Below are 26,078 nucleotides of genomic sequence, written 5' to 3' on the forward strand. Positions count from 1 at the left end.
CTTTGTCGTCTGTATGCCGCGTGCGGCATGTTCATTCCGGTTCGGTCAGCAGCTCTCGCCGATGAGCGCCAGCTGCTTCTTGATCTTGTCGGCGCTGGCGTGCAGGGCCGTGCGCTCCTGGTCGGTGAGTTCGATCTCCTTGATCTCCTCCACGCCGTTGGCCCCGAGCTTCACCGGCACGCCCACGAACGCGCCGTCGATGCCGTATTCGCCGGTGAGGTAGGCGGTGCAGGGCAGGATCTTCTTCTTGTCCATGACCACCGCGGCCACCATCTGGATCACGGCCGAGGCCGGGGCGTAGAATGCGCTGGTGTGCATGAGCCGGATGATCTCGGCCCCTCCGTCGCGGGTGCGGGCGATGAGCTCGTCGATCTTTCCGGGAGGCATCATTTCCGTGACCGGGATGCCCGCCACCGTGGAGTAGCGGGGCACGGGCACCATGTCCTCCCCGTGCTCGCCCAGCACCATGGCCTGCACGTTCTCCACCGAGATGTTGAGCTCCTTGGAGAGGAAGTACTGGAAGCGCGAGGCGTCCAGGATTCCGGCCATGCCGGAGATGCGGGTGCGCGGTATCTGGCCCGCGCGCATGGCCACGTGGCACATGAGGTTCAGCGGATTGCTTACGATGATGTAGAAGGCGTAAGGGCTGTACAGGGCGGCCTTGGACACGCACTGGCGCACGATGTCCGCATTGATCTTGAGGAGGTCGTCGCGGGTCATGCCCTCCTTGCGGGTGGCCCCGGCGGTGATGACCACTATCTCGGAGTTGCGGGTCTGTTCCAGGTCGTCACCCGAGACGCAGACCGGCTCCAGAAGGTCCACTGGGCTGGCCTCCAGGATGTCCAGGGCGATGCCTTCGGCCTTGCCGGGACTGCGGTCCACCAGGACCACCTTCTTGCAGAGCTTACGCTCGATGAGCCTGCGGGTCACGGCCCCGCCTACGTTTCCGGCTCCGAATACGGTGATTTTTCCATTCATGTGGTCGAACCTCTTTTCAAATGGCCTTGCGGGCGCCTAGTGCGAGATCGTCATCATGTAGGGGAAGTCTATTCCCACCAGGGCGGCGATGAAGATCACCCCGAAGATGAAGCCCAGGGTCCAGAATTCCTTGCGGGTGATGTAGCCGCACCCGTAGTACACGGGGCTCGGGCCCGTGGCGTAGGGGGTCAGGATGCCCATGAGGCCCAAGGTCGCGCAGATGAGGATGGAGAAGGTCTTGAGCGGGATTCCGGGGATGCCCATGGCCGTGGCCAGGATCACCGGCAGGAGCGCCGTGGTGTGGGCGGTGAGGCTCGCGAACATGTAGTGGATGAAGAAGAACAGAAGGATGAGCGCCACCATGAGGGCGTTCACCGAGAAGCCGGACATGGCTCCGGCGGCCAGGGCGGCGAACCACTTGAGGAAGCCCACCTTGCTCAGCCCGTCGGCCAGGGCCACCAGGGTGCCGAACCAGCAGAGCACGTTCCAGGCGGTCTTATGGCTGATGATGTCCTCCCAGCTGACCACCTTGGTGAGGATCATGAGCGACAGGGCCATGAGGGCCACGACGGTGGCGTCGAAGAGCTTGCCTCCGAAAATCCACAGCACCAGGGCGAACACGGCGAGCCCGGCCATGGTGAGCTCCCTGGCGGTGATGGAGCCCATCTTGGCCAGTTCCGCGCCGGCCCACTTGGGAGCGTCCTCGCTGCGTTTGATTTCGGGCGGATAGATTATGTAGATCAGGTAGGGCAGGGCCAGAAACAGCAGGATGCAGGCCGGCGCCAGGGAGACGAACCATTCGGTCCAGCCGATGGTGAGCTTGGTGGTCTTTTCCAAGAGCGACAGGGCCAGCAGGTTGGGGGCCAGGGCCGTCAGGAACATGGTGCTGGTGACGCAGGTGGTGGCCAGGGCGGTCCACATGAGGTAGCCGCCGATCTTGCGCGCGCCGCTCTCGGGCGTGGAGCCGTAGAGAGGCGGGATGTTCTTGATGATGGGGAAGATCACGCCGCCGCTCCGGGCGGTGTTGGACGGGGTGAAGGGGGCCAGGGCCAGGTCGGCCAGGGCCACGGCGTAGCCCAGGCCCAGGGTGCTCTTGCCCAGCGTCTTGATGAGGAACAAGGCGATGCGCTTGCCCAGGCCCGTCTTTTCGTAGCCCATGGCGAACATGAAGGCCACGAAGATGAGCCACACCGTGCTGTTGGAGAATCCGGACAGGGCCCAGCGCACGGCGTCGGCCGGAAGGGGGGCCTTGTCGGCCTGGGCGGGCACCAGGTTGAGGGCCGCAGCCAGGGTGACGCCGATCAAGCCCGCGGCGGCGGCCGGGATGGGCTCGATGACCAAGGCCGCGATCACGGCGACGAACAGGGCGAAATAGTGCCAGGCGTAGGGCTGCAGTCCCTGGGGCGTGGGAATGAACCAGAGGATTGCCCCGATGGCCAGTGGGAGTATGGCCTTCCAGTCGAGTTTCATGCGGCTTGCTCCTTTGCGTTTGGCTGCCCGATTCCTTTGAACCGGACGAAAATTGATCGGCCTCCGTTGCTTTCAATTTTGAAAAGCAGAAAACGTTCCAAAAATAACACTTAATTATATCGATATGTTAACAAGTTGTGTTGTTCGTGTGAAACGAATATGTTTCACCATGTCTCAAATGGTTTCATCATGTTTCATTGTGTCGCATACAAGGAGTTCCTGATGACCTCCATTGCCTTCATGGCCTTGAACGAAACCATGTTCGAGTGTGCCCGCGATGTGCTCAAAGGCGCTCACGATGATGTCCGGCTGGCTGTGGGCCTCATGGGCGGGGCCGTGGACGTGGCGCGCAACTTCGCAGCGGCGGGGGTGGAGGTCGTCATTTCGCGCGGGGCCACGGCCCGGTGCGTCCAGGCCGCCTTGCCGGACCTCTCCGTGGTGGACATGTCCACATCCAGCCTGGACCTCCTTTCGGCCATCCACAAGGCCCAGGCCAAGGCGGAGCGCGTGGCCGTGGTGGCCTTCCCTCCCATGTCCGACGGGGCGCGCGAGATCGGGGACATGCTCGGCGCGGACGTGGGCGTCTACCAGTGGGACCGGGAGGAGGACATCGCCCGGGCCGTGCTCGAGGCCCGGGCCGACGGGGCCGGGATCGTGGTGGGCGGCTACATCATGGCCCTTATCGCCAGACGGCTCGGCGTGCCCTGCCAGCCCGTGGAGAGCAGCCCCCAGTCCATCCTGGCCGCCGTGCGCGAGGCCAAGCGCATCGCCCACGGCAGGGGCGTGGAGAAGGCCAAGAGTTCGCTCATGCGGGCCGTGCTCACCTCCACGGACAACGGCATCGTGGCCGTGGACCGGCGCGGCCAGGTCACGGTGTTCAACCCCGTGGCGGGCAGGCTCCTGCGCATGACCGAGGCCGACGCGCTGGGGCGTCCGGTGTCGGACGTGTGGCACCGCTCGGGCCTGCCCCGGGTGTTGGAGTCGGGGCAGGGCGAGGCCGGGCGCATCGAGCGGGTCTTCGACCAGGAGATCATGTGCTCCATGACCCCTGTCTCCGTGGGGGGCGAAACGGTGGGGGCCGTGGCCACCTTCCACGACGTGCGCCAGATCCAGAAGATGGAGGCCACGGTGCGCAAGCGCATTCTGGCCTCGGGCCACGTGGCCGCCTCCCGCTTCCAGGACATCCTGGGAGCGAGCCCGGCCGTGCGCCAGGCCATCGCCATGGGCATGGACTACGCCCGCACCTCGGCCACGGTGCTTATCCACGGCGAAACCGGCACCGGCAAGGAGCTCTTCGCCCAGGGCATCCACAACGCCAGCGCCCGGCGGGCCGGGCCGTTCGTGGCCGTGAACTGCGCCGCGCTGCCCGCCCAGATCCTGGAGAGCGAGCTCTTCGGCTACGTGCCCGGGGCCTTCACCGGGGCCAGCCAGAAGGGCAAGCCGGGCCTTTTCGAGCTGGCCCACGGCGGCACCATCTTTCTGGACGAGATCGCCGAGATGGACCCCCCGACACAGGGCAAGCTCCTGCGCGTCCTGCAGGAGAAGCGGGTCATGCGCCTGGGCAGCGATCAGGTGATCCCGGTGGACGTGCGCGTGGTGGCCGCCACCAACAAGGACCTCGGAGCGCTCGTGGCCTCGGGGGCCTTCCGCGACGACCTCTACTACCGCCTGAACGTGCTGCGCCTGGGCCTGCCTCCCCTGCGCCAGCGCCTGGAGGACATCCCGGCCCTGGCCGCCCGGTTCCTGGCCCAGGCCGCCACGCGCCCGGGCGGGCATACGCTCTCGGGCGCGGCCCTCAAGGAGCTGCGCGCCCACCAGTGGCCTGGCAACGTGCGCGAGCTCCAGAACGCCATGGCCCGCGTGGCCGCGCTGCTCAGGGAGGAGGAGGTGCCCGGCGGGCTGGTGCGCCAACTGCTGGCCGACTCGCCCCCGGCCCGGGTGAAATCCGCCGCGCCCGGCGAGAAAGAGCGCGTCGTCGATGCGCTGGCTCGAGCGAACGGGCGCATGGCCGATGCCGCGAAGCTGCTCGGGGTGAGCCGGTCGACCCTGTGGCGCAGGATGAAGGCGGTTCGGCCCTGACAGGCCAGGCGCGGGGGCGTGGCGGGGAAGAAGCCTCCGGCGGCCAAAGGGAGTGCCTCCCTTTGGAATCCCATAGAGGCTTCGCCGAGCTTTGCCGAACGTGGCGATGTTGGCGCGCGGGGCTTCACAAACCCGGACAAAGGGAGCACAGTGCGCCCTTTTTCACCGGGTGCAACCATGAAGCAAGAAAGTTCCGCATCGGGAGTCCTGGCCGCCGCTTCGGCATTCGTGTGCTGGGGGCTCCTGCCCCTCTACTGGAAGGCCATCTCCGGCGTCCCTGCCCTGGAGATCATCTGCCACCGCGTGGTCTGGTCCCTGGCCTGCACGGGCCTTCTCCTGGCCTTCGCCGGAGGCTTCGCCAGCATCAGGCAGGCCCTGCGCACCCCGCGCACGCTCCTGCTCCTGGCCTGCTCCAGCAGCTTGATCGGCATCAACTGGTTCCTCTACGTCTGGTCCGTCAACGCGGGCCACGTGCTGGAGGCCAGCCTCGGCTACTACCTGAACCCCCTGGTCAACGTGGTGCTGGGCATGGCCGTGTTCGGCGACCGCTTGGGCCGCACCCAGGGAGTCGCCGTGGCCCTGGCCGCCGCAGGCGTGGCCGTGCAGCTTGCCGCCCAGGGACGGCTCCCCTGGATCGCCCTGGCTCTGGCCGTGACCTTTGGGCTCTACGGCATGGTGCGCAAGCTCATGTCCCTGGAGTCGTTGCCGGGCCTCTTCGTTGAGACCCTGGTGCTGGCGGTCCCGGCCGGAGGCTGGCTGGGCTGGCTGGCGTTTACGGGCGAGGGGAGCCTGGGCCGCGCGGGACTGGGCACGGACGTGCTCCTGACCGGGGCGGGAGTGGTCACCACGCTGCCGCTCCTGGCCTTCGCCTTCGGCGCCCGGCGCATCACCATGACCACTCTGGGGGTGCTGCAGTACCTCGGCCCAACGGGCATGCTGTTTCTCGGCGTCATGGTCTACGGCGAGCCCTTCGGCCCGGACCGGCTGGCCACCTTCGGGCTCATCTGGGCGGGCGTGGCCCTCTATACCGTGGACGGCCTGCGCAAGCTGCGTTGGTTCAAGCCGGGCAAGGCGGGATAGCGTAGGAGCGTTCCTGCGAAAGGAACGGACGTGACGCCGCGTGAACGCTCGCTCGCGTGAGGGGAGTTGCCACTGCGGACCGACAGGGATACACGATGGGGCTTGCGAGGGCCTCCCGGCCCCGAAAGGAGCCTTCCATGAGAGAAAAATTCCTGTCCCACCTGCGCGAGACCGTCGAACAGGTCCGTGCGGACGGATTCTACAAGGCCGAGCGGGTCATCGCCAGCCCGCAGTCGTCCCGCATCCACCTGTCCGCCGGACAGGACGTGCTCAACTTCTGCGCCAACAACTATCTGGGCCTGGCCGACGATCCCCGCTTGATCCAGGCGGCCAAGGACGGCCTGGACCGCTACGGCTTCGGCATGGCCTCCGTACGCTTCATCTGCGGCACCCAGACCATCCACAAGGACCTCGAAGCCGCCGTCTCCTCCTTCCTGGGCACCGAGGATACCATCCTCTACACCAGCTGCTTCGACGCCAACGGCGGGCTCTTCGAGACCATTCTGTCCGCCGAGGACGCCGTCATCTCCGACGAACTCAACCACGCCTCCATCATCGACGGTGTGCGCCTGTGCAAGGCCAAGCGCTTCCGCTACAAAAACAACGATATGGCCGACCTGGAGGCCAAGCTCAAGGAAGCCGACGCGGAAGGGGCGCGCTTCAAGCTCATCGCCACCGACGGCGTCTTCTCCATGGACGGCATCATCGCCGACCTGAAGGGCATCTGCGACCTGGCCGACAAGTACGGAGCCCTGGTCATGGTGGACGACTCCCACGCCGTGGGCTTCATCGGCCAGGGCGGGCGTGGCACCCCGGAGCACTGCGGAGTGCAGGGCAGGGTGGACATCATCACCGGCACCCTGGGCAAGGCCCTGGGCGGCGCGTCCGGCGGCTACACCTCCGGGCGCCGGGAGATCGTGGAGATTCTGCGCCAGCGCTCGCGCCCGTACCTCTTCTCCAACACCCTGGCCCCCAACATCGCTGCGGCCTCGGTCAAGGTGCTGGAGCTGCTCTCTGGCGAGGAGGGCGCGGATCTGCGTTCACGCGTCCGCGAGAACGCAGCGCGCTTCCGCTCCCAGATGGCTGCCCACGGCTTCACCCTGGCGGGAAGCGACCACCCCATCATCCCGGTGATGCTGGGCGACGCCGTGCTGGCCGGGCGCATGGCCGAGGAGCTCCTGAAGGAAGGCGTCTACGTCATCGGGTTCTCCTTCCCCGTGGTGCCCAAGGGCAAGGCCCGCATCCGTACCCAGATGAGCGCGGCCCACACCCCCGAACAGATCGACCGTTGCGTCGCGGCCTTCGCCAAGGTCGGCAAGGCCCTGGGCGCGATCGCATAACCATAAGGCGACAGACACACATGAAAGCGCTGGCAAAAACCGAACGCGGCCCCGGGCTCAAGCTCATCGACACGCCAAAGCCCGAGGTCGGGCACAACGACGTGCTCATCAAGATCAAGAAGACCGCCATCTGCGGCACCGATATCCACATCTGGAAATGGGACGAATGGGCCCAGAAGACCATCCCCGTGCCCATGCACGTGGGACACGAATACGTGGGCGAGATCGTGGAGATCGGCCAGGAGGTGCGCGGCTTCGAAATCGGAGACCGCGTCTCCGGCGAGGGCCACGTCACCTGCGGCTTCTGCCGCAACTGCCGCGCCGGGCGCAGGCACCTGTGCCGCAACACCTTCGGCGTGGGCGTGAACCGCCCAGGCTCCTTCGCCGAGTACCTGTCCATCCCGGCCTTCAACGCTTTCAAGATCCCCGACGACATTTCGGATGATCTGGCCTCCATCTTCGACCCCTTCGGCAACGCCGTGCACACCGCCCTGTCCTTCGACCTGACCGGCGAGGACGTGCTCATCACCGGGGCCGGTCCCATCGGCATCATGGCCGTGGCCATCTGCCGCCATGTGGGCGCGCGCCATGTGGTGATCACCGACGTCAACGACTACCGCCTGGACCTGGCCCGCAAGATGGGGGCCACCCGGGCCGTGAACGTCTCCCGCGAGGACCTGAAGGACGTCATGGCCGACCTGCGCATGACCGAAGGCTTCGACGTGGGGCTGGAGATGTCCGGCGCTCCCGTGGCCTTCACGGACATGCTCGCCCACATGAACCACGGCGGCCGCGTCGCGCTTTTGGGGATTCCGCCCTCCGGCACCTGCGTGGACTGGAACCACGTCATCTTCAAGGGGCTGGTGATCAAGGGCATCTACGGCCGCGAGATGTTCGAGACCTGGTACAAGATGACCGCCATGCTCCAGAGCGGCCTGGACATAAGCCCCGTCATCACCCACCACTTCCCGGTGGAGGAGTTCGAAAAGGGCTTCGAGGTGATGATCGGCGGCCAGAGCGGGAAAGTCATCCTGGACTGGACGAAGTAGAGGAAGATGCCTCCGGCGGCCAGAGAGGGTGCCGCCCACTCTGGACTCTCCCACCAGGGAACGAAGTTCCCTGGACCCGTTACCGCTTCGCGGGATTCGTGAGCCGAAGGGGCTCGTTGCCGGCCCTGCAAATAAGCGCCGCCCCGGCGACCGGATATCCGGTCGCCGGGGCGGCGCTTATTTGAATGCAACTGCTCCGCTACTTCCTGGCGCGTCTGCGCATGAAAGCCATGCCCGCCGCGCCCAGGCCCATCAGACCCATGGTGCAGGGCTCGGGAGTGGCCACCGTGTTCGACCAATGGACGCTGTACTGCTCGGGGTTGGCGCCGGCCAGGGCGGGATCAAAGAAATTGTAGGCCTGCATGATCGTGCCCTTGAACTTGGTGCTGCCGCCGAGAGTCGTGTCGGTGTAGACGGTGGTTCCATTGATCGAGTAGATGTAGGACGATCCCGTGAAGTCGATGGCGAAGTCGTTCCAGGCGTCGTACTGCACGGGGGTGTTGATATCCACCCATCCGTTGATGGTGTCCTGGTCCCAGATCCGGTATCGCGCCGCACCGCCGTAGTTGGTGAAGCCGATGATCGGGTAATCGGTGACGGCCGAACCGTCGGACATGACGGCCCACATGTCCGTGCGCACGTTGCCGGCCGTCGCGGCATCCGACCAGTCCTCGGAAATCCACAGGGCGGCCGAAAGGATCGAGCCGGAACCCGCGTTAAGCTCGTGATTTTCTCCCTGGGTGTTGTAGAACATGCTCTGATAGGCTGCGGGCCGGGCGGTCAACCCGTCGGCGCGGCTGATACCGATTTCCAGCACGTTGTCCCTTCCCTGATATATGCCGATGTTGGCGAAAGTCGCGGGGGCATACCTGTCGGTGGTCCAGCCGGTTGGGACATCCGCGAAGTCGGGCATGATCGAGGCAGCGAAACTGACGCCGGGAAGGCAGAAGAGCAATGCCAGAAGGAGAAATGCTTTTTTCATCTGAGACTCCGGTGATATGTTGTGGTCCTAACGATATTTTCAGGGGCATGAGATAGCAAAATATATTCCAGCCTTATAAAATTGCGTTGATAAATGAATGGCGCGGGTCGCCAGCCGTTGGACTGGAAGAAATGTGTTTCAAATCAGATGAGTGTAAAGAATGCCATTACTTATAGTGTAATGATTTCCGACAGGTTTGAATATCGGGGATGGTCGGTCTTGCGGGATGCGCAGGGAGGGGCGAGGAGTTGGCGTGATGAGGGTTTCAGATGCTAAATGGCGAGATCGTTTAGCAGAATTGTAAATTTTATTAATGTTGACAATCACACTCTGAAAGCATAGATCGTTCCTGCCTCGAATGAAACGTTTCTCTGAGCGAAACGGACAGGGCGACCAGCCCGCGAGGCATCTGCATACCAGACAGACAACACCCGGCTTCAGGAGCGTGCCCGTGAAGGGGAAGGACAACGCCTCGGAAACTCTCGCCAAGGGCTTGCGGATACTGGACATCTTCGGGGTCGAGGATGCCGGATTCACGCTGAGCCAGATCTCCGGCCGGGTGGGCCTCAACAAGACTTCCGTCTACCGCTACGTCAACACGTTCCGCGAGCTGGGATACCTCCGCCGCGACGAGCGCACCGGGCTCTACCACCTGGGCGTACGCTCGTTGTCGCTCGCACACGCCATCATGGAAAAAAGCGAGATGGTGCAGCAGGTCAAACCCTTCGTGGAAGAGGCCTACCGCAAGCATGGGGTCCACGTTGACGTGGGCATCGTGGCGGGCGACGCCATCTATCTCATCTACCGGCACGAATCCAAGGACACCCAGGTCTTCCGTTCCTTCAGCTATTCCTCCGAGCCCTACTATCTGGCCACCGGCAAGGCCGCCATGGCCTTCATGGATTCCGGGGAACTGCGCCAGCTGCTCGACCGCCTCGACCTCTCCGCCAAGACCGAAAAGACCATCGTGGACAGGGAAGAGCTGCTCGCGGAACTCAAGAGAGCCCAGGAAAAGGGCTATTCGGTGAACAACGAGGAATTCGTGCCCGGGCTCATCGCCATCGGCGCGCCCCTTTTCTCCCTGCGCACCGGCAGGGTCGTCGGCGGAGTCAGCTTCGACTCCACCACGGACCAGTACTCCATGAAGGAATTCGAAGCCCGCTTTTCGGGCTATCTGGTGGAGCTGGCCAAGAAGATTTCGGCGGTCGTCTCGTTGTAGCATCCGCGCCGTTCAAATTTGTCGATGTGTCGATTGGGCCGGTTCGCGAACAGGACGCGGGCCGGTCCTCTCGGCGACAGGTATGATGGGCGCGGGCCCGCCCGCGCCGCAAGCAGCCAGGCCCCGGTTGTCATGTAACCCGTCCGGCTCCGATGGGCCGGAAACAACGCACAACGTGGAGGGATGTCGATGAAAAGGATTCTAGCACTGTGCATGGCCATGATCTTCGCTTTCGCGGGCATGGCTTGGGCCGCGGACGACACCGTCCGCATCGGCGTGTTCCTGCCCCTGACCGGACAGAACGCCTTCGGCGGCCAGCTTGAGCTCGAGGGCGTGCAGATGGCTCACAAGGAAGCCGGCACCGTTCTCGGCAAGAAGGTCGAGCTCTTCGTGGTGGACAACAAGTCCGACAAGGTCGAGTCCGCCAACGCCACCAAGCGCCTGATCGAGAAAGAGAAGGTCCAGGCCATCATCGGCACCTACGGCTCCTCCCTGGCCATGGCCGGCGGCGAAGTCTCCGAGAAGGCCGGCATCCCCCAGGTCGGCACCAGCTGCACCAACCCCCTCGTGACCCAGGGCAAGAAGTACATCTTCCGCGTGTGCTTCATCGACCCCCTGCAGGGCGCCGGCGCGGCCACCTACGCCGCCAAGACCCTGGGCTTCAAGAAGGCCGCCATGCTGGTTGACGTGGCCAACGACTACTCCGTGGGCCTGTCCAACTTCTTCAAGAAGTCCTTCACCAAGATGGGCGGCCAGGTCGTGGCCACCCTGAACTACCAGTCCGGCGACCAGGACTTCACCGCCCAGCTGACCAAGATCATCGCCGAGAAGCCCGACGTCCTGTTCATCCCCTCCTACTTCGCCGAAGGCGCCATCATCATGAAGCAGGCCCGCGAGCTCGGCGCCACCTTCAAGATCATGGGCGGCGACGCCATGGACAACCCCGAGATCACCAAGATCGGCGGCAAGGCCGTGGAAGGCTTCGTGCAGACCACCTTCCCCTACGACCCGTCCATGAAGAACATGAACCCCACCGCCAAGAAGTTCACCGACGAGTGGAAGAAGACCCACGCCGCCGACAAGGATCCCAACGTCAACGCGGCCCTGGGCTACGACGCCTACATGATCATCATCGACGCCATCAAGCGCGCCGGCAAGGCCGAGCCCGAAGCCATCACCAAGGCCCTGGCCGAGACCAAGGGCTTCCAGGGCGTGACCGGCGACACCACCATCAACGAGACCCACGACGCGGTGAAGCCCATCGGCCTCATCGAGATCAAGGACGGCAAGAAGGTCTACGAAGGCGAAGTCGCTCCTGAGCTGTAATCAGGTGCGCTCACCGCGCCGTTGACGAGCATCCGGGCGGGGAGGCGAAAGCCTCCCCGCCCACTTACGGCACCACAAAAGGACTTTCCCAAATGAATGTCGAAACGTTCATCCAGCACGCGCTCAACAGCCTGACCCTGGGCAGCCTCTACGCGCTCATCGCCATCGGCTACACCATGGTCTACGGCATCCTGCGCCTGATCAACTTCGCCCACAGCGAGATATTCATGCTGGGCGCCTATTTCGTCTTCTGGGGCTTCACGGTGCTCCACTTGCCCTGGCCCGTGGCCATCGCGGTCTCCATCGTCTTCACCGCCCTCTTGGGCATCGCAGTGGACCGCGTGGCCTACAAGCCCCTGCGGGACGCGCCACGCATATCCGCGCTCATCAGCGCCATCGGCGTGTCGTTCTTCCTGCAGAACGTGACTATCGTGTTCTTCCAGGCCATTCCCCGCGCGGTCTACCGCCCCGAATGGATGGAGAGCCCCATCCTCATGGGCAATGTGCGCGTTCTGCCCATCACGCTTTTCGTGCCCGTGCTCTCGGTGCTCCTGATGCTGGGCCTTCTCTACATCGTCTACCGCACCAAGACCGGCCTTGGCATGCGGGCCATCAGCAAGGACATCGAGACCAGCTACCTCATGGGCGTGCCGGTCAACCGGGTCATCGCCATCACCTTCGGCATCGGATCGGGCCTGGCGGCGGCCAGCGGCATCATGTGGGCCCTCAGGTACCCGCAGCTGCAGCCCATCATGGGCGCGATCCCCGGCTTCAAGGCGTTCATCGCGGCGGTGTTCGGCGGCATCGGCTCCATCCAGGGCGCCGTGGTGGGCGGCATCGTGCTTGGCTTCGTGGAGATCATGACCGTGGCCTTCTTCCCTGACCTGGCGGGCTACCGCGACGCCTTCGCCTTCGTCATCCTTATCGTGGTCCTGATGTACAAGCCCACGGGCCTGTTCGGCGAAAGAATGGAGGTGAAGGTCTAAATGAGCAAGACAACCCTGCTCCTGTTTAACGTCCTGGCCCTTGGGGTCCTGGGGCTCTTCATCTGGTGGGCCGGTGGGTCGCTGGACGGCTACAAGATCCAGATCCTGAACCTCATCGCCGTCAACATCATCCTGGCCCTGTCCCTGAACCTCATCTACGGCTTCACGGGCATGTTCAGCCTGGGCCACGCCGGGTTCATGTGCATCGGGGCCTACGTGTGCTCGCTGCTTATCCTCACCCCGGATCAGAAGGACACCCTGTTCATCCTGGGCGGGGCCTTCGACTGGGTCCAGAACGCCCAGGCCCCGTTTTTGGTGGCGGTAGTGGCGGGCGGCCTTGTGGCGGCCCTGTTCGGGCTTCTCGTCGGCATACCGCTTCTGCGCCTGGGAGACGACTACCTGGGCATCGCCACCCTCGGATTCGCCGAGATCGTGCGTATCCTGGCCACCAACTTCACCTCCATCACCAACGGGTCACTGGGCCTCAAGGGCATCCCGGACCACGCCAACCTCTGGTGGAACTTCGGCTGGTGCGTGGTGACGCTCTACGTCATCGTGCGCCTGCTCAAGTCCAACACCGGCAGCGTGCTCAAGGCCATCCGCGACGACGAGTACGCGGCCAAGGCCATGGGCATCGACGTGTTCCGCTACAAGCTGTTGTCCTTCACGGTGGGGTCCTTCTTCGCGGGCATCGGCGGCGCGCTTCTGGCGAGCCTGCTCACCACCATCGACCCCAAGATGTTCCTGTTCACCCTGACCTTCAACGTGCTCATGATCGTGGTCACGGGCGGGCTCGGGTCCATCACCGGCTCGGTGCTGGCGGGCATCGGCATCACGGTGCTGCTGGAGTGGCTGCGCGTGGTGGAGAACCCCATCGAGTTCGGCGGGTTCGAGATCGCGGGCATCCCGGGCATGCGCATGGTGGTGTTCTCGCTGGCGCTCATCTTCGTGATCCTCTTTAGGCGCGAAGGGCTCATGGGCATGCGCGAGTTTTCCTGGAGCGCGCTGGCCGCAAAGATGGGGAAGTCCAAATGAACAAAGACCACGTCCTCGAAGTGAACGGCCTGACCATGCGTTTCGGTGGCCTCACCGCCGTTTCCCAGTTCAGCGCCAGCCTGCCCGCCGGGAGCATCACCGGGCTCATCGGCCCCAACGGGGCGGGCAAGACTACCTGCTTCAACATGATCACCGGCTTCTACAAGCCCACTGAAGGGAGCCTCTCCTTCATGGGCCGCGACATCACGGGGCTGCCCCCGCACATGAACTGCCGCTCCGGCATCGCGCGCACCTTCCAGAACATCCGGCTTTTCGGCAACGAGACCGTGCTGGAAAACGTGATGATCGGCGGGCACGTGCGCCAGAAGACCAACTGGATGCAGGCCGTGTTCTTCACTCCGGCCTACCTCAAGGAAGACCGTGAGATGCGCGCGCGCTCCCTGGAGCTTCTCGACGTGGTGGGACTCAAGCACCTGGCGGGCGAGAAGGCCGCGAGCCTTCCGTACGGAGCCCAGCGTCGCCTTGAGATCGCCCGCGCCCTGGCCACCAAGCCCGGGCTTCTCCTGCTCGACGAGCCCGCCGCGGGCATGAACCCCCAGGAAACCCAGGACCTCATCCGCTTCATCCGCGACATCCGCGATCAGTTCGGGCTCACCGTGTTCCTCATCGAGCACGACATGAAGCTGGTCATGGAGATCTGCGAGCACATGTGGGTGCTGGACTACGGCGTGACCATCGCCGACGGGAACCCCGAGGCCATCAAGTCCAACCCCAAGGTCATCGAGGCGTACCTCGGCGAGGAGGCCCACTGCGATGCTTAAGATCACGGACCTCCACGTGCACTACGGGGGCATCCACGCCCTGAAGGGCGTCTCCCTGGAAGTGCCCCAGGGCAAGATCGTCACCCTCATCGGGGCCAACGGCGCGGGCAAGTCGAGCACGCTACGGGCCATCGCCGGGCTCATCAAGAACAAGTCCGGCTCCATCACCTACAACGGCAAGGACATCGGGGCCATGAACCCGGTGGAGATCGTCAAGTCCGGAGTGGTCATGTCTCCGGAGGGGCGGCGCATCTTCCCCCACCTGTCGGTGTACGAGAACCTCATGCTCGGGGCCTACAGCCGCTCCGACAAGGAAGGCATCGAGAAGGACCTGGCCTGGGTGTACGAGCTCTTCCCGCGCATGCGCGAACGCCAGCAGCAGCGGGGCGGCACCCTTTCCGGCGGTGAGCAGCAGATGCTGGCCGTGGGGCGCGCCCTCATGAGCGCCCCCGAGGTGGTCATGCTCGACGAGCCGAGCCTCGGCCTCGCGCCGCTACTGGTGCGCGACGTGTTCGAGATCATCAAGACCATCAACGCCAAGGGCATGACCGTGCTGCTCGTCGAGCAGAACGCCTACGCCGCGCTCAAGGTGGCCCACCACGCCTACGTGCTGGAGACCGGCGCCATCGTGCTCCAGGGCTCGGGCGAGGAACTCATCGCGGACAAGCGCGTCTGCGAAGCCTACCTGGGAGGATAAAGCGTGGATACCCTCGCGTTCGTCGCGCCCTCCGGGCCCGTGCGCATGGAGTCCGACTCGCTGGGCGAGATGGCCGTGCCCGCCGGGGCCCTCTACGGCATCCAGACCCTGCGCGCGGTGTACAACTTCCCCATCACCGGGGTGCGCATCTCCCATTACCCCGAGTTCGTGAAGGCCCTGGCCGCCATCAAGAAGGCGGCGGCCATGGCCAACGAGCGCATGGACCTCCTGGACTCCACCAGGGCCAAGGCCATCCGCGAGGCCTGCGATCTCCTTCTGGCGGGCAAGCATCGGGGCCATTTCCGCGTTGACGTGATCCAGGGCGGGGCGGGCACCTCGAGCAACATGAACGCCAATGAGGTGATCGCCAACCTGGCCCTGGAAATCCTGGGCCGCAAGCGCGGCGACTACGCCTTTCTGCACCCCAACAACCACGTCAACCTGTCCCAGTCCACCAACGACGTCTATCCTTCGGCCATCCGCCTGACGCTCATCACCATGGGCCAGGCCCTGCACAAGGCCATGGGGCGCCTGAGCGCCGCCTTCGACGCTAAGGCCACTGAGTTCGCCCACGTCATCAAGATCGGGCGCACCCAGATGCAGGACGCCGTGCCCATGACCCTGGGCCAGGAGTTCAAGGCATGGGCGGTCATGGTGGAGGAGGACCGGCAGCGCCTGCTGGAGGCCCTGGACCTGGTGCGCGAGATCAACCTGGGCGGCACGGCCATCGGCACGGGCATCAACGCCCCGCCCGAGTACGCCCCCCTGGTAGTGGCCATCCTTAACCAGGTGAGCGGACAGCGCATGGTCCTGGCCGAAAACCTCGTGGAGGCCACCCAGGACGCCGGAGCCTACGTGCAGTTCTCGGGCGTGCTCAAGCGCACGGCGGTCAAGCTCTCCAAGATCTGCAACGACCTGCGCCTTCTCTCCTCGGGGCCGCGCTGCGGCCTGGGCGAGATACGCCTGCCCAAGATGGCTCCCGGCTCGTCCATCATGCCCGGCAAGGTCAACCCGGTGATCCCCGAGGTGGTCAACCAGATCGCCTTCCAGGTGATCGGCTCGGACCTCACCGTCACCATGGCCGCCGAGGCAGGACAGCTGGAGCTCAACGCCATGGAGCCGGTGCTGGCCCACAATCTGTTCAACTCGCTGATGCTTCTGCGTCGCGGGTGCGTGGTGCTGGCCGAGAAGTGCGTCAAGGGCATCGAGGCCGACGAGGAACAGTGCCGCCGCTACGTGGAGCAGAGCCTTGGCCTGGCCACGGCCCTGTGCCCCCAAGTGGGCTACGACATGGCCGCCAAGGTTGCCCAGCACGCCGCGCGCACGGGCGCCACGGTGCGGGGCGCGGCCAGGGAGCTGCTGGGCTGGGACGAGGCGCGCCTGGAAGACGTTCTCGATCCCAGACACATGCTGCGGCCCAGCGAACCCAGGCGTGAATACGTCTGTTTCACCCCCGAGCGCCTGGACGATTGCGAAGGCGTGGACGGCAAGGAATAAGACCGTGAAGATATCGATCTATACGATGGGCGGAACCATCGACAAAATCTACTTCGACGACCTCTCGGACTACACGGTGGGTTCGCCCCAGGTGGGCGAGATCCTCAAAGAGGCCCACGGCGCCTTCGATTTCGAGGTCCACGAGGTGCTGCGCAAGGACAGCCTTCACCTGACCGACGAGGACCGGGCCATGCTGCGCGCCCGCATCGAGGCCGACCCCTGCCCGTTCATCCTGGTCACCCACGGCACCGACACCATGGCCGACACCGCCAAGGCCCTGATGGGCCTGCCGGGCAAGACCATCGTGTTCACCGGGGCGCTCAGCCCGGCCCGCTTCAAGGGCTCGGACGCCGGGTTCAACGTGGGCTGCGCCGTGGGCGCGGTGCAGTCGCTTGCGTCCGGCGTGTACATCTGCATGAACGGGGTGGTGTTCGAGGCGGGCAAGGTCCGCAAGAATCGCGACGCCGGACGCTTCGAGACCGTGGAGTAGGGCGCAGGCCGGGCAGGAGGAAACCTCCGGCGGCCAAAGGGCTTCGCCCTCTGGACACCCTTTCGGCTTCGCGGAGGCGCGGTCCTTTCGCGCCCGGGCTCGGCATTGCCAATACGGCGAAAGTAGTTCACATCACTGCCGCGTGCGTCCAGGCCCCGACCATCCACGGGGTGGCGCTTCAATCAAAACAGAATAGGGGATTCCAAAGGGACGAAGTCCCTTTGGCCGCCGGAGGCTTCTTTCCACCGAGCCCTCCGGCTTAAGCCCAAGGAGGCTCTTCCCGTGTACGAACAGGCAGCATCGTCCCTTCAGTCTTCTTCCTGCAAATGGGTCGTGACCGGCGCGGCCGGATTCATCGGCTCCAACCTGGTGGAACGCCTGCTCTCCCTCGGCCAGACGGTCACCGCCCTGGACAGCTTCGCCACCGGTCACCGCTCCAACCTGGAGTCCGTGCGCGCGTCCGTGGGCGAGGACGCCTGGAAGCGCTTCACCTTCATCGAGGGCGACATCCAGGATCCGGCCGCCTGCCGCGACGCCTGCGCCGGAGCGGACTACGTGCTGCACCAGGCGGCGCTTGGCAGCGTGCCGCGCTCCCTGGCCGATCCGGTCACCACCAATGCGGTCAACGTGGGCGGTTTCGTGACCATGCTCACCGCGGCCAAGGGCGCCGGGGTGAAGCGTTTCGTGTACGCCTCCTCCAGTTCGGTCTACGGCGACCATCCGGCCCTGCCCAAGGTCGAAGACACCATCGGCAACCAACTCTCCCCCTACGCAGTGTCCAAGAACGCCAACGAGCTCTACGCCCGCGTGTTCGCCGCCTGCTACAAGCTGGAGGTGGCGGGACTGCGCTACTTCAACATCTTCGGCCCCCGCCAGGACCCCAACGGGGCCTACGCGGCGGTCATCCCCAAGTGGTTCGCCTCGCTTCTGAACGGCGAGCCGGTGTTCATCAACGGCGACGGCGAGACCAGCCGCGACTTCTGCTTCGTGGAGAACGCCGTGCGGGCCAACCTGCTGGCCGCGCTCTCGCAGCATCCCGAAGCGTCCGGCAAGGCGTACAACGTGGCCTGCGGGCAGCGCACCACCTTGAATGAGCTCTACGGCTTCATCCGCGACCTGGTGGCCAGGCGCAGGCCCGAGGCCGCCAAGGCCCAGCCGACCTACCGCGAGGAGCGCCCTGGCGACGTGCGGCACTCCCTGGCGAACATCTCGCGCGCCGAGACGCTGCTCGGCTACAAGCCGGCGGTCATGATCGGCGAGGGGCTCGAGCGGGCGGCTGACTGGTATTTCGCCACGGCCGCCAAGTAAAGTTGGGGGCGTGGGCGGGGGCTTCCCGCCTCGACCGTGTTTCGTTGCCCGGACCGAACGTCCGGGCGTGCGTCATGATGGGGCGGCGGAGGAATCCGCCGCCCTTCATGCTTTTCCGCGACCGAGAGATAAAATTTTATCCATCTTTCTTCCGTATTCTCCCCCAAAAATCGCAGCATCCCGAAAACCCCCATCTTTTCGGCGTCCTGGCCGACTCGTTCTCGATCGGGCCCATAGTTCTCCTCCTGCGCATGTTCGTGTATAGGCTGCGGTAAAATCCTTGCCGGCCGGGCGCTTTTCCGTTCGGCCCGGTCAGGAACAGAGGGGGCGACCATGTCCGGAAAGAAGACCCTGACCACAGCCTTCGCAATCCCCGTGGGCGACGACCAGAACAGCATGCCCGCCGGAGGTCGCGGCCCCGCGCTCGTGCAGAACGTGCATCCCATGGAGAAGCTGGCCCGTTTCGACCGGGAACGCAGCAGCGAAGAATACATAAACTGCGGGAGGTTGCATTATGAGTGACGATAAGAAGTGCCCGGTGACGGGCAGATCCGGCAGCCAGGTGGCCGGGGGCGGCACTTCCAACCGTGACTGGTGGCCGAACCAGCTGAACCTCAACATTCTGCACCAGCATTCCTGCAAGTCCAATCCCATGGGCGCGGACTTCAACTACGCCAGGGAGTTCAAGAAGCTCGACCTTGAAGCAGTGAAGAAGGATCTCTTCGCCCTGATGACCGATTCCAAGGACTGGTGGCCGGCGGACTACGGCCACTACGGCCCTCTTTTCATCCGCATGGCCTGGCACAGCGCCGGGACATACCGCACCGGCGACGGACGCGGCGGGGCAGGGTCCGGCAGCCAGCGCCTTGCTCCCCTCAACAGCTGGCCCGACAACGTCAACCTGGACAAGGCGCGCAGGTTGCTTTGGCCCATCAAGCAGAAGTACGGCAGGAAGATTTCCTGGGCCGACCTCATGGTCCTCGCGGGCACCTGCGCCATAGAATCCATGGGGCTTACGCCGTTCGGTTTCGGCGGCGGTCGCGAGGACGTCTGGGAGCCCGAAGAAGATATCTACTGGGGGTCTGAGGACACCTGGCTGGGGGACAACCGTTACACGGGCGATCGGAAACTCGACAATCCCCTGGCTGCGGTGCAGATGGGCCTGATTTACGTGAACCCGGAAGGGCCAAACGGCAATCCCGATCCGGTGGCGTCGGGCCGCGACGTGCGCGAGACCTTCGCGCGCATGGCCATGAACGACGAGGAGACTGTGGCGCTCGTTGCGGGCGGGCACACGTTCGGCAAGTGCCACGGCGCCGGCGACGCCGCGCTGGTCGGACCTGCGCCGGAAGGCGCGGGCCTCGAGGAGCAGGGGCTCGGCTGGAAGAGCAGCTTCGGCAGCGGCAAGGGTGGAGATGCCATCGGCAGCGGCATCGAGGGCGCCTGGAAGGCGAACCCGACCACATGGGACATGGGCTATCTGAACACGCTGTTCAAATACGAGTGGGAGTTGGTGAAGAGCCCGGCCGGGGCGAACCAATGGCTGGCCAAGGACGTGGCCCCCGAGGACATGGTGGCCGGCGCGCACGACAAGTCCAAGAGATTGCGTCCCATGATGACCACCGCGGACCTCTCCCTCCGGTTCGACCCGATTTTTGAACCCATCGCGCGCAACTACCAGAAGAATCCCCAGAAGTTGGCCAACGACTTCGCTCGGGCCTGGTTCAAGCTGACGCACCGCGACATGGGGCCGCGTTCGCGCTATCTCGGCTCGCTGGTCCCCAAGGAAGACCTCATCTGGCAGGACCCCGTGCCCCCGGTCGACCATGAATTGATCGACGGGAAGGATATCGCCGGCCTCAAGGCCAGGATACTGGCTTCGGGGCTGTCCGTTTCCCAGCTGGTCTCCACCGCCTGGGCTTCGGCGTCCACGTTCCGGGGTTCCGACAAGCGCGGCGGGGCCAACGGGGCGCGCATCCGCCTGGCGCCGCAAAAGGATTGGGCGGTCAACCAGCCGGACCAGCTCTCGGCGGTGCTTGCGACCCTCGAGGCAGTCCGGAAGGAGTTCAACGGCGCGCAGTCCGGAAACAAGAAGGTCTCTCTCGCCGACCTGATCGTCCTGGGCGGCTGTGCGGGCGTGGAGAAGGCGGCCAAGGCCGCCGGACACGACGTGACGGTACCCTTCTCACCGGGGCGCACAGACGCTTCGCGGGAGCAGACCGACGCGGCCTCGTTCGCGGTGCTGGAACCGGTGGCGGACGGGTTCCGGAACTACCTCAAGGGCAAGTTCTCCGTGACGGCGGAGGAACTGCTGGTGGACCGCGCGCAGCTGCTGACGCTGACCGCGCCCGAGATGACGGTTCTCGTCGGCGGCATGCGCGTTTTGAACGCCAACTTCGGCCAGTCCCCGCACGGCGTCTTCACCCGTCGGCCGGGAGCGCTCACCAACGACTTCTTCATGAATCTGCTCGACATGCGCACCGAGTGGAAAGCAACCCCGGACGAAAACCTGTTCGAGGGGCGCGACCGCGCGACGGGCGAACTCAAATGGACCGGCACGCGTATCGACCTGGTCTTCGGTTCGAACTCCCAACTCCGCGCAATTGCGGAAGTCTATGGATGCGATGATTCCCAGGAGAAGTTCACGGACGACTTCGTGTCGGCATGGACCAAGGTAATGAACCTCGACCGCTTCGACCTCGCCTGAACGCACGGGTGGCGAAGGAGGCATTCAGTCTTGGGTTTGCCGTGAAGATCGTGTATTGGATTCAGGAATCCGAAACCTCGTGCCCCACGCGCCTTCCCGGGCGCGTGGGGCCCTGAAATGAAGCAACAAGGAGAACGACGATGCCGGACAAGGAAGCGCGTAAGCAGAAGGTGATCGAGGCGCTGAACACCGCCAGGGGAATGGAGCTCTTCGCCATCAGCCAGTACATGAACCAGCACTACAACCTGGACAACAAGGACTATGGCGAGCTGGCCAAGAACATGAAGCTCATCGCCATCGACGAGATGCGCCACGCCGAAATGTTCGCCGACCGCATCAAGGAGCTGGGCGGCGAACCCACCACCACCCTGGTGGGCACGGTGGTGAAGGGCCAGGACGTCCGGGCCGTCTTCCCCTATGACAGCGCTGTGGAAGACGACACCATCGACAAGTACAACCAGTTCCTGGGCATGTGCCGCGAAATGGGCGACAACATCAGCGCGAAGCTCCTTGAGACAATCATTGATGAAGAGCAGGCGCACTTCAATCATTTCGACAACGTGGACGAACACATCAAAACTCTCGGCGACACGTACCTCTCCAAGATCGCCGGGACTCCGTCCAGCACGGGCGGCTTCTCCAAGGGCTTTGCCCTCGGCGGCGGAGCGGCCTAGCCTGTTCACGCCTCCCCCGGCCGGGATGGTTTCCGGCCGGGGGAGGCCTCAAGCGGCGCTCCGATCCATGGCGAATCGCGGCCCTTGCCCTGGCCGTGGCTTGTCCGGACGGCATGCTGGCGACCTCCTCGCCGTCTTCCATCCTCGAAAGCGTGTGCCGGTAAACCGGTTCACAGATGCGCAGGAAGTTCCTTCTGGCGATTGTCAGGATGCGGCAAATGCCGTATTGATCCAGCCCGGAAGTGATTCCGGGATCAAGATGTTCCATGCCCGGGGGGGTTATCCCAACACGAGGCGGTTGCCTGATGCGGCGTGGTTTTATCCTGGGCGGGTTGTCCCCCTCCGAGACCGTGCAGGCTCAGTGTGGCACGTTCGGCCTGGACCGGTGCGGTGATGCGGTCCCGGACCACTTCAGCGTCACCATCCGCAACGGCCGTTTCAAGACCGTACTCAACTCGTCGGATTCACAATGAATTTCAAGCCCATCGCGACCATCATCCGCAATGGACTCGTTCTGCGCTCCATGGTTCCGGCCGTGGTCTGCCTGGCGGTCCTGACCCTGGTGTTGGGCGCGGAGCGCAAGCGCTCCGTGGAACGGCGCAACCAGGACTTCGCCGCGACTCTGGCCACGTTCACCCAAGGCTACATGGACGGAGTGTGGCATTCCCTGGAGCATTTCACGGACGATCCCACCCACAAGTCGCTCGAGGATATGCTCGTGGTCATGCCCATGATCGACCGCCTGCTCCAGGTCGACGCGGGCAACACCGTGGTGGCGGCCGCGCCGCCGGGCGGCAAGGGGCTTAACTTCACCACCGGTTTTGACAGCTCTTCCGAGCGCAGGCTTCTTTTGTCGCGGCCGCTTCCTTCCCCCCAGTCCGGGGACACCGCGGTGCTCATCGGCGTCAGGGGGGCCGGGGGCTCCACCCTGGCCGCCGAGCTCAACCTGAAGGAGCTGGCCGGGCACATCGCGGCCATGTCGAAAACCCGCATCGGAGACGTCATCCTGTGCGACGCTTTCGGCAACGTCATCATCCATCCCGATCCCGGCATGGTGGCCACCCATGGCAACATCGGGGATTCGCCCCTTTTCCTGGCGGCCATGTCGGGGATGCGCTCCTGCGTGCACGACGAGGACGGGACGCTGTACCTGGGGGCGTACGCCCGGGTTCCCGGCACGGGCTGGTTCGTGCTGGTGCGCACCGGCGCTGTGGACGCCTTCGCCCCGGCCATAGCACCCGTGGCCGTGGCCACCGGCCTCATGGCCGTGGTGTTCATCGCCCTGACACTCTCGCTGCGGCGCGAACTGAACAACTCCATAGCCCGGCCCATGGCCGAGGCGGTGAAAAAACTCGAGGCGATGCCCTCTTTGGACGGTTTTTCCCGCCGGGAGACCCCCGTCTTCGAAGAACTCGCCAGCCTCGAGAAGGCCGTGGAGGAGATGGCCGGGCGCATCGCCGCGAGCGAGGTCAGGCTTCGCGAATCCCTGCACGAAAAGGATGTCCTGCTGCGTGAGATCCACCACCGGGTCAAGAACAACCTGCAGATCATATCGAGCCTGCTCTACCTCCAGGCCGATCGCGTGTCCGATAAGCAGTACCTGGACATGTTCGTGGAGAGCCGCAACCGTATCTCCACCATGGCCCTGGTGCATGAGGAGCTGTACCGGTCCGAGGGCATGTCCCGGGTGCGCATCCGCGAATACGTGAACAAGCTCGTGCCGAGGCTGGCGTCGGCCTTCAGCTGCGGCCGGGACATGCGCTGCTCCGTGGACGTGCAGGACACGTCCCTGTCCATCGAGCAGGCCATTCCGTTCGGGCTCGTCCTCAACGAACTGGTGACCAATTCGGTGAAGCACGCCTTTATCGGCCTGGAGTCCGGGGTCATCACGGTATTTGTCCGGCGTGTTGACGGAGCCCTGGAAGCGGGTGTATCCGATAACGGCGTAGGGTTGCCTGAAAGTTTCGACGTTCAGGATACGCCGACACTGGGCATGCAATTGGTTGTGCAGTTGACAAGGCAGTTGCGGGGCTCCCTGTCGATCGGGAAAGGTCCGGGCACGTCGTTCATTGTAACTTTTCCGGTCAAGGAGGCGTAGCTCAATGGGAGCTGCCAAGGCAATGATAGTAGAGGACGAGGTCATCGCGGCCATGGCCACGGAGCGGATGCTCAAGAAGCTCGGCTTCGAGGTCTGCGGCAACGTCACGTCCGGCGAGGAAGCCTTGGAGACCATGGATGAGGAGTGCCCCGATTTGGTCATCATGGACATCCGCCTGGACGGCGAACTCGACGGCATCGAAACCTCCATGCTCATGAAGCAGAACCGCGACGTGCCGGTGATATTCGTCACCGCCTATTCCGACGACTCCACCGTAAGCCGCGCCAGTGCGGCCAAGCCCCTGGCCTTCATCAACAAGCCCCTGGACATCACCCTGCTCCAGAAGGTCCTTTCCGGCATCACCGCAGGCGGCAACTAAACCCCGTCGTCCGCGCTCGCGGACCTTGGCTTGACGGCTCAAGTGCCGTACAAGACCCTCAAACCATATGAGGAGTCTTAGCCAATGTCCGAGCACGTCGTGATCGTCGGGGCGGTAGCGCTTGGCCCCAAGGCCGCCTGCCGCTTCAAACGCCTGCGCCCAGGCGCACAAGTAACCATGATCGACCGCGACCGCATCGTGTCCTACGGCGGCTGCGGCATTCCCTATTTCATCTCCGGCGACGTCTCAGACTTGAAGGAGCTGCGCACCACCAGCTTCAAGCTGGTGCGCGACGAGGCTTTCTTCCACGGCTGCAAGGACATCGACGTCCTCACCCGCACCGAGGCCGTGCGAGTCGACCGCAAGCGCAAGGTCGTGGCAACGCGCAACCTGGATACCGGAGTCGAGACCGAAATCCCCTACGACAAGCTGGTGCTGGCCACCGGCGCGTCCCCCCGCAAGCTGGACATCCCGGGCGTGGACCTTCCCGGCGTGCACGCCGTGGCCAACCTCCACGACGCCGAGGCCGTGCGCGGCCTCATCAGCACCGGCAAGGCCGGGCGGGCCGTGGTGGTGGGCTCGGGCTTCATCGGCCTGGAAGTGGCCGAGGCCCTGGCCGAGATGTGGGGCCTGGAAGTGGCCGTGGTCGAGCTCATGGACCACCTGCTGCCGCGAAACTTAAGCCCGCTCCTGGCGCGCATGGCTTCCCACCATCTGCAGGAGAAGGGCGTCGAGCTCTATTTCGGCGAGAAGGTCCTCTCCATCGAGGGCGACGGCAAGGCCGAGCGCGTGGTCACGGACAAGCGCGTCCTTGAGGCCGATCTGGTCGTCCTGGCCGCGGGCGTGGTGCCGAACGGCGAGCTGGCCCGGGATGCCGGTCTGGCCGTGTCCCCTCGCGGGGGCGTGCAGGTGGACGAAACCATGCGCACCTCCGACCCGGACATCTTCTCCGGCGGCGACTGCGTGGAAATCAAAAACGTGATCACCGGCGGCTCGATGCACCTGCCCCTCGGTTCCATGGCCAACCGCCAGGGCCGGGTGATCGGCACCAACCTGGCCGGCGGGGACGCCGTGTTCCCTGGCGCGGTGGGATCGTTCGCGGTGAAGCTCTTCGAGAGAAACATCGCCGGCGCCGGGCTCACCCCCGAGCAGGCCAAGCAGGCCGGGTTCGACGCCGTCAGCGCCCTGGTCATCCAGTTCGACCGGGCCCACTTCTTCCCCGGCAAGGAGCTCATGAGCCTGGAAGTCACCGTGGACCGCGCCACCCGGAAGGTGCTGGGCATCCAGGGCTTCGGGCCCTCCGGCGACGCCCTGGTGGGGCGCGTCGGGGCCGTGGCCGCCCTCATGCAGAAGGGCTGCAGGGCGGAGGACCTCTCCGTGCTGGAATACCCGTATTCGCCGCCGTTCTCCTCGGCCATGGACATCGTCAACACCGTGGGCACCGTGGCCGAGAACATGCTGGCGGGCCTGAACCAGGGCATCAGCGCCGAACAGTTCGAGGCGTACTTCGAGGGCAAACAGGACTCCTGCTTCTTCCTGGACTGCCGCGAACCCGACAACGCCGGACCATACCTGACGCGCCACCCCGGCAAATGGCACAACATCCCCCAGGGGCAGCTGCGCGACCGCCTGGACGAGATTCCCCGCGACAAGACCGTGGTGCTCATCTGCAACACGGGCATCCGCTCCTATGAGGGCCAGATCACCCTGGAACAGGCCGGGTTCAAGGACGTGCTCAACGTTCACGGCGGCATGGCCGGGCTCAAGCAGAGCGGGCTGGACCCCCTGAAGCAGGAAGAGGCTTAATTATACGGGATTCCAATGGGACTTGTCCCTTTGGCCGCCGGAGGCTTCTCCCCCGCAAGATCAAGAGAAGAGTAAGACGCCTCCGGCGGCCAGGGG

General features: G+C 64.7%; 23 protein-coding genes. 20 read left to right on the forward strand and 3 right to left on the reverse strand.

Annotated features, from left to right (window positions below; all coding sequences use genetic code 11):
- Positions 1 to 45: 45 nt before the first annotated feature.
- Positions 46 to 978: a malate dehydrogenase gene (gene mdh, locus ML540_RS09475; protein WP_243360270.1), complete on the reverse strand. Its 933-nt coding sequence runs from the start codon at positions 976 to 978 to the stop codon at positions 46 to 48.
- A 36-nt stretch (positions 979 to 1,014) separates the two neighbouring features.
- Positions 1,015 to 2,448, reverse strand: a complete 1,434-nt coding sequence (locus tag ML540_RS09480; protein WP_243360272.1) for an anion permease — start codon at positions 2,446 to 2,448, stop codon at positions 1,015 to 1,017.
- Between the two features lie 222 nt (positions 2,449 to 2,670).
- Between ML540_RS09480 and ML540_RS09485 the strand changes: the two genes are divergently transcribed.
- The 4 genes from ML540_RS09485 to tdh all read left to right on the forward strand — a co-directional run bounded on the left by ML540_RS09485 (position 2,671) and on the right by tdh (position 7,996).
- Positions 2,671 to 4,527, forward strand: coding sequence for a sigma 54-interacting transcriptional regulator (locus tag ML540_RS09485; protein ID WP_243360274.1), 1,857 nt, complete (start codon positions 2,671 to 2,673; stop codon positions 4,525 to 4,527).
- Between the two features lie 177 nt (positions 4,528 to 4,704).
- Entirely contained in the window at positions 4,705 to 5,607 is a 903-nt protein-coding gene (gene rarD / locus ML540_RS09490) for an EamA family transporter RarD (protein ID WP_243360276.1), read from the forward strand.
- A gap of 137 nt (positions 5,608 to 5,744) precedes the next feature.
- Positions 5,745 to 6,947, forward strand: coding sequence for a glycine C-acetyltransferase (locus ML540_RS09495; protein ID WP_243360278.1), 1,203 nt, complete (start codon positions 5,745 to 5,747; stop codon positions 6,945 to 6,947).
- Positions 6,948 to 6,967: 20 nt separating this feature from the next.
- The gene (tdh, locus tag ML540_RS09500; RefSeq protein WP_243360280.1) at positions 6,968 to 7,996 is read left to right on the forward strand and encodes an L-threonine 3-dehydrogenase; all 1,029 of its coding nucleotides are present in this window, start codon (positions 6,968 to 6,970) and stop codon (positions 7,994 to 7,996) included.
- Positions 7,997 to 8,195: 199 nt separating this feature from the next.
- Here the strand turns inward: tdh and ML540_RS09505 are convergent, their stop codons facing one another.
- Complete coding sequence (locus tag ML540_RS09505; RefSeq protein WP_243360282.1) at positions 8,196 to 8,978, reverse strand: PEP-CTERM sorting domain-containing protein; 783 nt, start codon at positions 8,976 to 8,978, stop codon at positions 8,196 to 8,198.
- 451 nt (positions 8,979 to 9,429) lie between these two features.
- Here ML540_RS09505 and ML540_RS09510 point away from each other — a divergent pair, with 451 nt between their 5' ends.
- The 16 genes from ML540_RS09510 (at position 9,430) to ML540_RS09585 (ending at position 25,982) form a co-directional block, all read left to right on the forward strand.
- The gene (locus ML540_RS09510; protein WP_243360285.1) at positions 9,430 to 10,197 is read left to right on the forward strand and encodes an IclR family transcriptional regulator; all 768 of its coding nucleotides are present in this window, start codon (positions 9,430 to 9,432) and stop codon (positions 10,195 to 10,197) included.
- Between the two features lie 189 nt (positions 10,198 to 10,386).
- On the forward strand, positions 10,387 to 11,523 hold the full coding sequence (locus ML540_RS09515; protein ID WP_243360287.1) for an ABC transporter substrate-binding protein: 1,137 nt from the start codon (positions 10,387 to 10,389) through the stop codon (positions 11,521 to 11,523).
- A gap of 92 nt (positions 11,524 to 11,615) precedes the next feature.
- A complete protein-coding gene (locus ML540_RS09520; RefSeq protein ID WP_243360289.1) occupies positions 11,616 to 12,509 on the forward strand; it encodes a branched-chain amino acid ABC transporter permease in 894 nt (297 codons plus the stop codon).
- Positions 12,510 to 13,544 carry a branched-chain amino acid ABC transporter permease gene (locus ML540_RS09525; protein ID WP_243360291.1) on the forward strand — a complete coding sequence of 345 codons (1,035 nt, stop codon included), beginning with the start codon at positions 12,510 to 12,512 and terminating at the stop codon, positions 13,542 to 13,544.
- Positions 13,541 to 14,326 carry an ABC transporter ATP-binding protein gene (locus tag ML540_RS09530; RefSeq protein WP_243360293.1) on the forward strand — a complete coding sequence of 262 codons (786 nt, stop codon included), beginning with the start codon at positions 13,541 to 13,543 and terminating at the stop codon, positions 14,324 to 14,326. Before ML540_RS09525 ends, ML540_RS09530 begins: the two co-directional genes overlap by 4 nt.
- Entirely contained in the window at positions 14,319 to 15,023 is a 705-nt protein-coding gene (locus ML540_RS09535; protein ID WP_243360295.1) for an ABC transporter ATP-binding protein, read from the forward strand. The genes ML540_RS09530 and ML540_RS09535 overlap by 8 nt, the downstream gene beginning before the upstream one ends.
- Positions 15,024 to 15,068: 45 nt before the next feature.
- Positions 15,069 to 16,520 (forward strand): aspartate ammonia-lyase, encoded by a 1,452-nt coding sequence (locus ML540_RS09540; protein WP_243360863.1) that lies wholly within the window; start codon positions 15,069 to 15,071, stop codon positions 16,518 to 16,520.
- A gap of 4 nt (positions 16,521 to 16,524) precedes the next feature.
- Positions 16,525 to 17,010 (forward strand): asparaginase domain-containing protein, encoded by a 486-nt coding sequence (locus ML540_RS09545; RefSeq protein WP_243360297.1) that lies wholly within the window; start codon positions 16,525 to 16,527, stop codon positions 17,008 to 17,010.
- Between the two features lie 282 nt (positions 17,011 to 17,292).
- The gene (locus ML540_RS09550; RefSeq protein ID WP_243360299.1) at positions 17,293 to 18,318 is read left to right on the forward strand and encodes an SDR family oxidoreductase; all 1,026 of its coding nucleotides are present in this window, start codon (positions 17,293 to 17,295) and stop codon (positions 18,316 to 18,318) included.
- A 333-nt stretch (positions 18,319 to 18,651) separates the two neighbouring features.
- Positions 18,652 to 18,840 carry a catalase gene (locus ML540_RS09555; protein ID WP_279343339.1) on the forward strand — a complete coding sequence of 63 codons (189 nt, stop codon included), beginning with the start codon at positions 18,652 to 18,654 and terminating at the stop codon, positions 18,838 to 18,840.
- Positions 18,833 to 21,025 (forward strand): catalase/peroxidase HPI, encoded by a 2,193-nt coding sequence (gene katG / locus ML540_RS09560; protein ID WP_243360302.1) that lies wholly within the window; start codon positions 18,833 to 18,835, stop codon positions 21,023 to 21,025. Before ML540_RS09555 ends, katG begins: the two co-directional genes overlap by 8 nt.
- A gap of 140 nt (positions 21,026 to 21,165) precedes the next feature.
- Entirely contained in the window at positions 21,166 to 21,699 is a 534-nt protein-coding gene (locus ML540_RS09565) for a bacterioferritin (RefSeq protein ID WP_243360304.1), read from the forward strand.
- 305 nt (positions 21,700 to 22,004) lie between these two features.
- Positions 22,005 to 22,172, forward strand: coding sequence for a hypothetical protein (locus ML540_RS09570; protein ID WP_243360307.1), 168 nt, complete (start codon positions 22,005 to 22,007; stop codon positions 22,170 to 22,172).
- The gene (locus ML540_RS09575) at positions 22,169 to 23,797 is read left to right on the forward strand and encodes a sensor histidine kinase (RefSeq protein WP_243360309.1); all 1,629 of its coding nucleotides are present in this window, start codon (positions 22,169 to 22,171) and stop codon (positions 23,795 to 23,797) included. The genes ML540_RS09570 and ML540_RS09575 overlap by 4 nt, the downstream gene beginning before the upstream one ends.
- Positions 23,798 to 23,819: 22 nt before the next feature.
- On the forward strand, positions 23,820 to 24,176 hold the full coding sequence (locus tag ML540_RS09580; protein WP_243360311.1) for a response regulator: 357 nt from the start codon (positions 23,820 to 23,822) through the stop codon (positions 24,174 to 24,176).
- Positions 24,177 to 24,260: 84 nt separating this feature from the next.
- Positions 24,261 to 25,982: an FAD-dependent oxidoreductase gene (locus ML540_RS09585; RefSeq protein WP_243360313.1), complete on the forward strand. Its 1,722-nt coding sequence runs from the start codon at positions 24,261 to 24,263 to the stop codon at positions 25,980 to 25,982.
- Positions 25,983 to 26,078: the final 96 nt, after the last annotated feature.

Source organism: Fundidesulfovibrio terrae, from assembly GCF_022808915.1.
GTDB classification, from domain to species: Bacteria; Desulfobacterota; Desulfovibrionia; order Desulfovibrionales; family Desulfovibrionaceae; genus Fundidesulfovibrio; species Fundidesulfovibrio terrae.

Coding starts and splice junctions, on each gene's coding strand:
- ML540_RS09505 (WP_243360282.1), bottom strand. CDS start 8,978: ATGAAAAAAGCATTTCTCCTTCTGGCATTGCTCTTCTGCCTTCCCGGC.
- ML540_RS09520 (WP_243360289.1), top strand. CDS start 11,616: ATGAATGTCGAAACGTTCATCCAGCACGCGCTCAACAGCCTGACCCTG.
- mdh (WP_243360270.1), bottom strand. CDS start 978: ATGAATGGAAAAATCACCGTATTCGGAGCCGGAAACGTAGGCGGGGCC.
- ML540_RS09495 (WP_243360278.1), top strand. CDS start 5,745: ATGAGAGAAAAATTCCTGTCCCACCTGCGCGAGACCGTCGAACAGGTC.
- ML540_RS09485 (WP_243360274.1), top strand. CDS start 2,671: ATGACCTCCATTGCCTTCATGGCCTTGAACGAAACCATGTTCGAGTGT.
- ML540_RS09580 (WP_243360311.1), top strand. CDS start 23,820: ATGATAGTAGAGGACGAGGTCATCGCGGCCATGGCCACGGAGCGGATG.
- ML540_RS09540 (WP_243360863.1), top strand. CDS start 15,069: ATGGAGTCCGACTCGCTGGGCGAGATGGCCGTGCCCGCCGGGGCCCTC.
- ML540_RS09585 (WP_243360313.1), top strand. CDS start 24,261: ATGTCCGAGCACGTCGTGATCGTCGGGGCGGTAGCGCTTGGCCCCAAG.
- ML540_RS09515 (WP_243360287.1), top strand. CDS start 10,387: ATGAAAAGGATTCTAGCACTGTGCATGGCCATGATCTTCGCTTTCGCG.
- ML540_RS09565 (WP_243360304.1), top strand. CDS start 21,166: ATGCCGGACAAGGAAGCGCGTAAGCAGAAGGTGATCGAGGCGCTGAAC.
- ML540_RS09480 (WP_243360272.1), bottom strand. CDS start 2,448: ATGAAACTCGACTGGAAGGCCATACTCCCACTGGCCATCGGGGCAATC.
- ML540_RS09575 (WP_243360309.1), top strand. CDS start 22,169: ATGAATTTCAAGCCCATCGCGACCATCATCCGCAATGGACTCGTTCTG.
- ML540_RS09535 (WP_243360295.1), top strand. CDS start 14,319: ATGCTTAAGATCACGGACCTCCACGTGCACTACGGGGGCATCCACGCC.
- ML540_RS09530 (WP_243360293.1), top strand. CDS start 13,541: ATGAACAAAGACCACGTCCTCGAAGTGAACGGCCTGACCATGCGTTTC.
- ML540_RS09525 (WP_243360291.1), top strand. CDS start 12,510: ATGAGCAAGACAACCCTGCTCCTGTTTAACGTCCTGGCCCTTGGGGTC.
- katG (WP_243360302.1), top strand. CDS start 18,833: ATGAGTGACGATAAGAAGTGCCCGGTGACGGGCAGATCCGGCAGCCAG.
- ML540_RS09570 (WP_243360307.1), top strand. CDS start 22,005: ATGCGGCGTGGTTTTATCCTGGGCGGGTTGTCCCCCTCCGAGACCGTG.
- rarD (WP_243360276.1), top strand. CDS start 4,705: ATGAAGCAAGAAAGTTCCGCATCGGGAGTCCTGGCCGCCGCTTCGGCA.
- tdh (WP_243360280.1), top strand. CDS start 6,968: ATGAAAGCGCTGGCAAAAACCGAACGCGGCCCCGGGCTCAAGCTCATC.
- ML540_RS09555 (WP_279343339.1), top strand. CDS start 18,652: ATGTCCGGAAAGAAGACCCTGACCACAGCCTTCGCAATCCCCGTGGGC.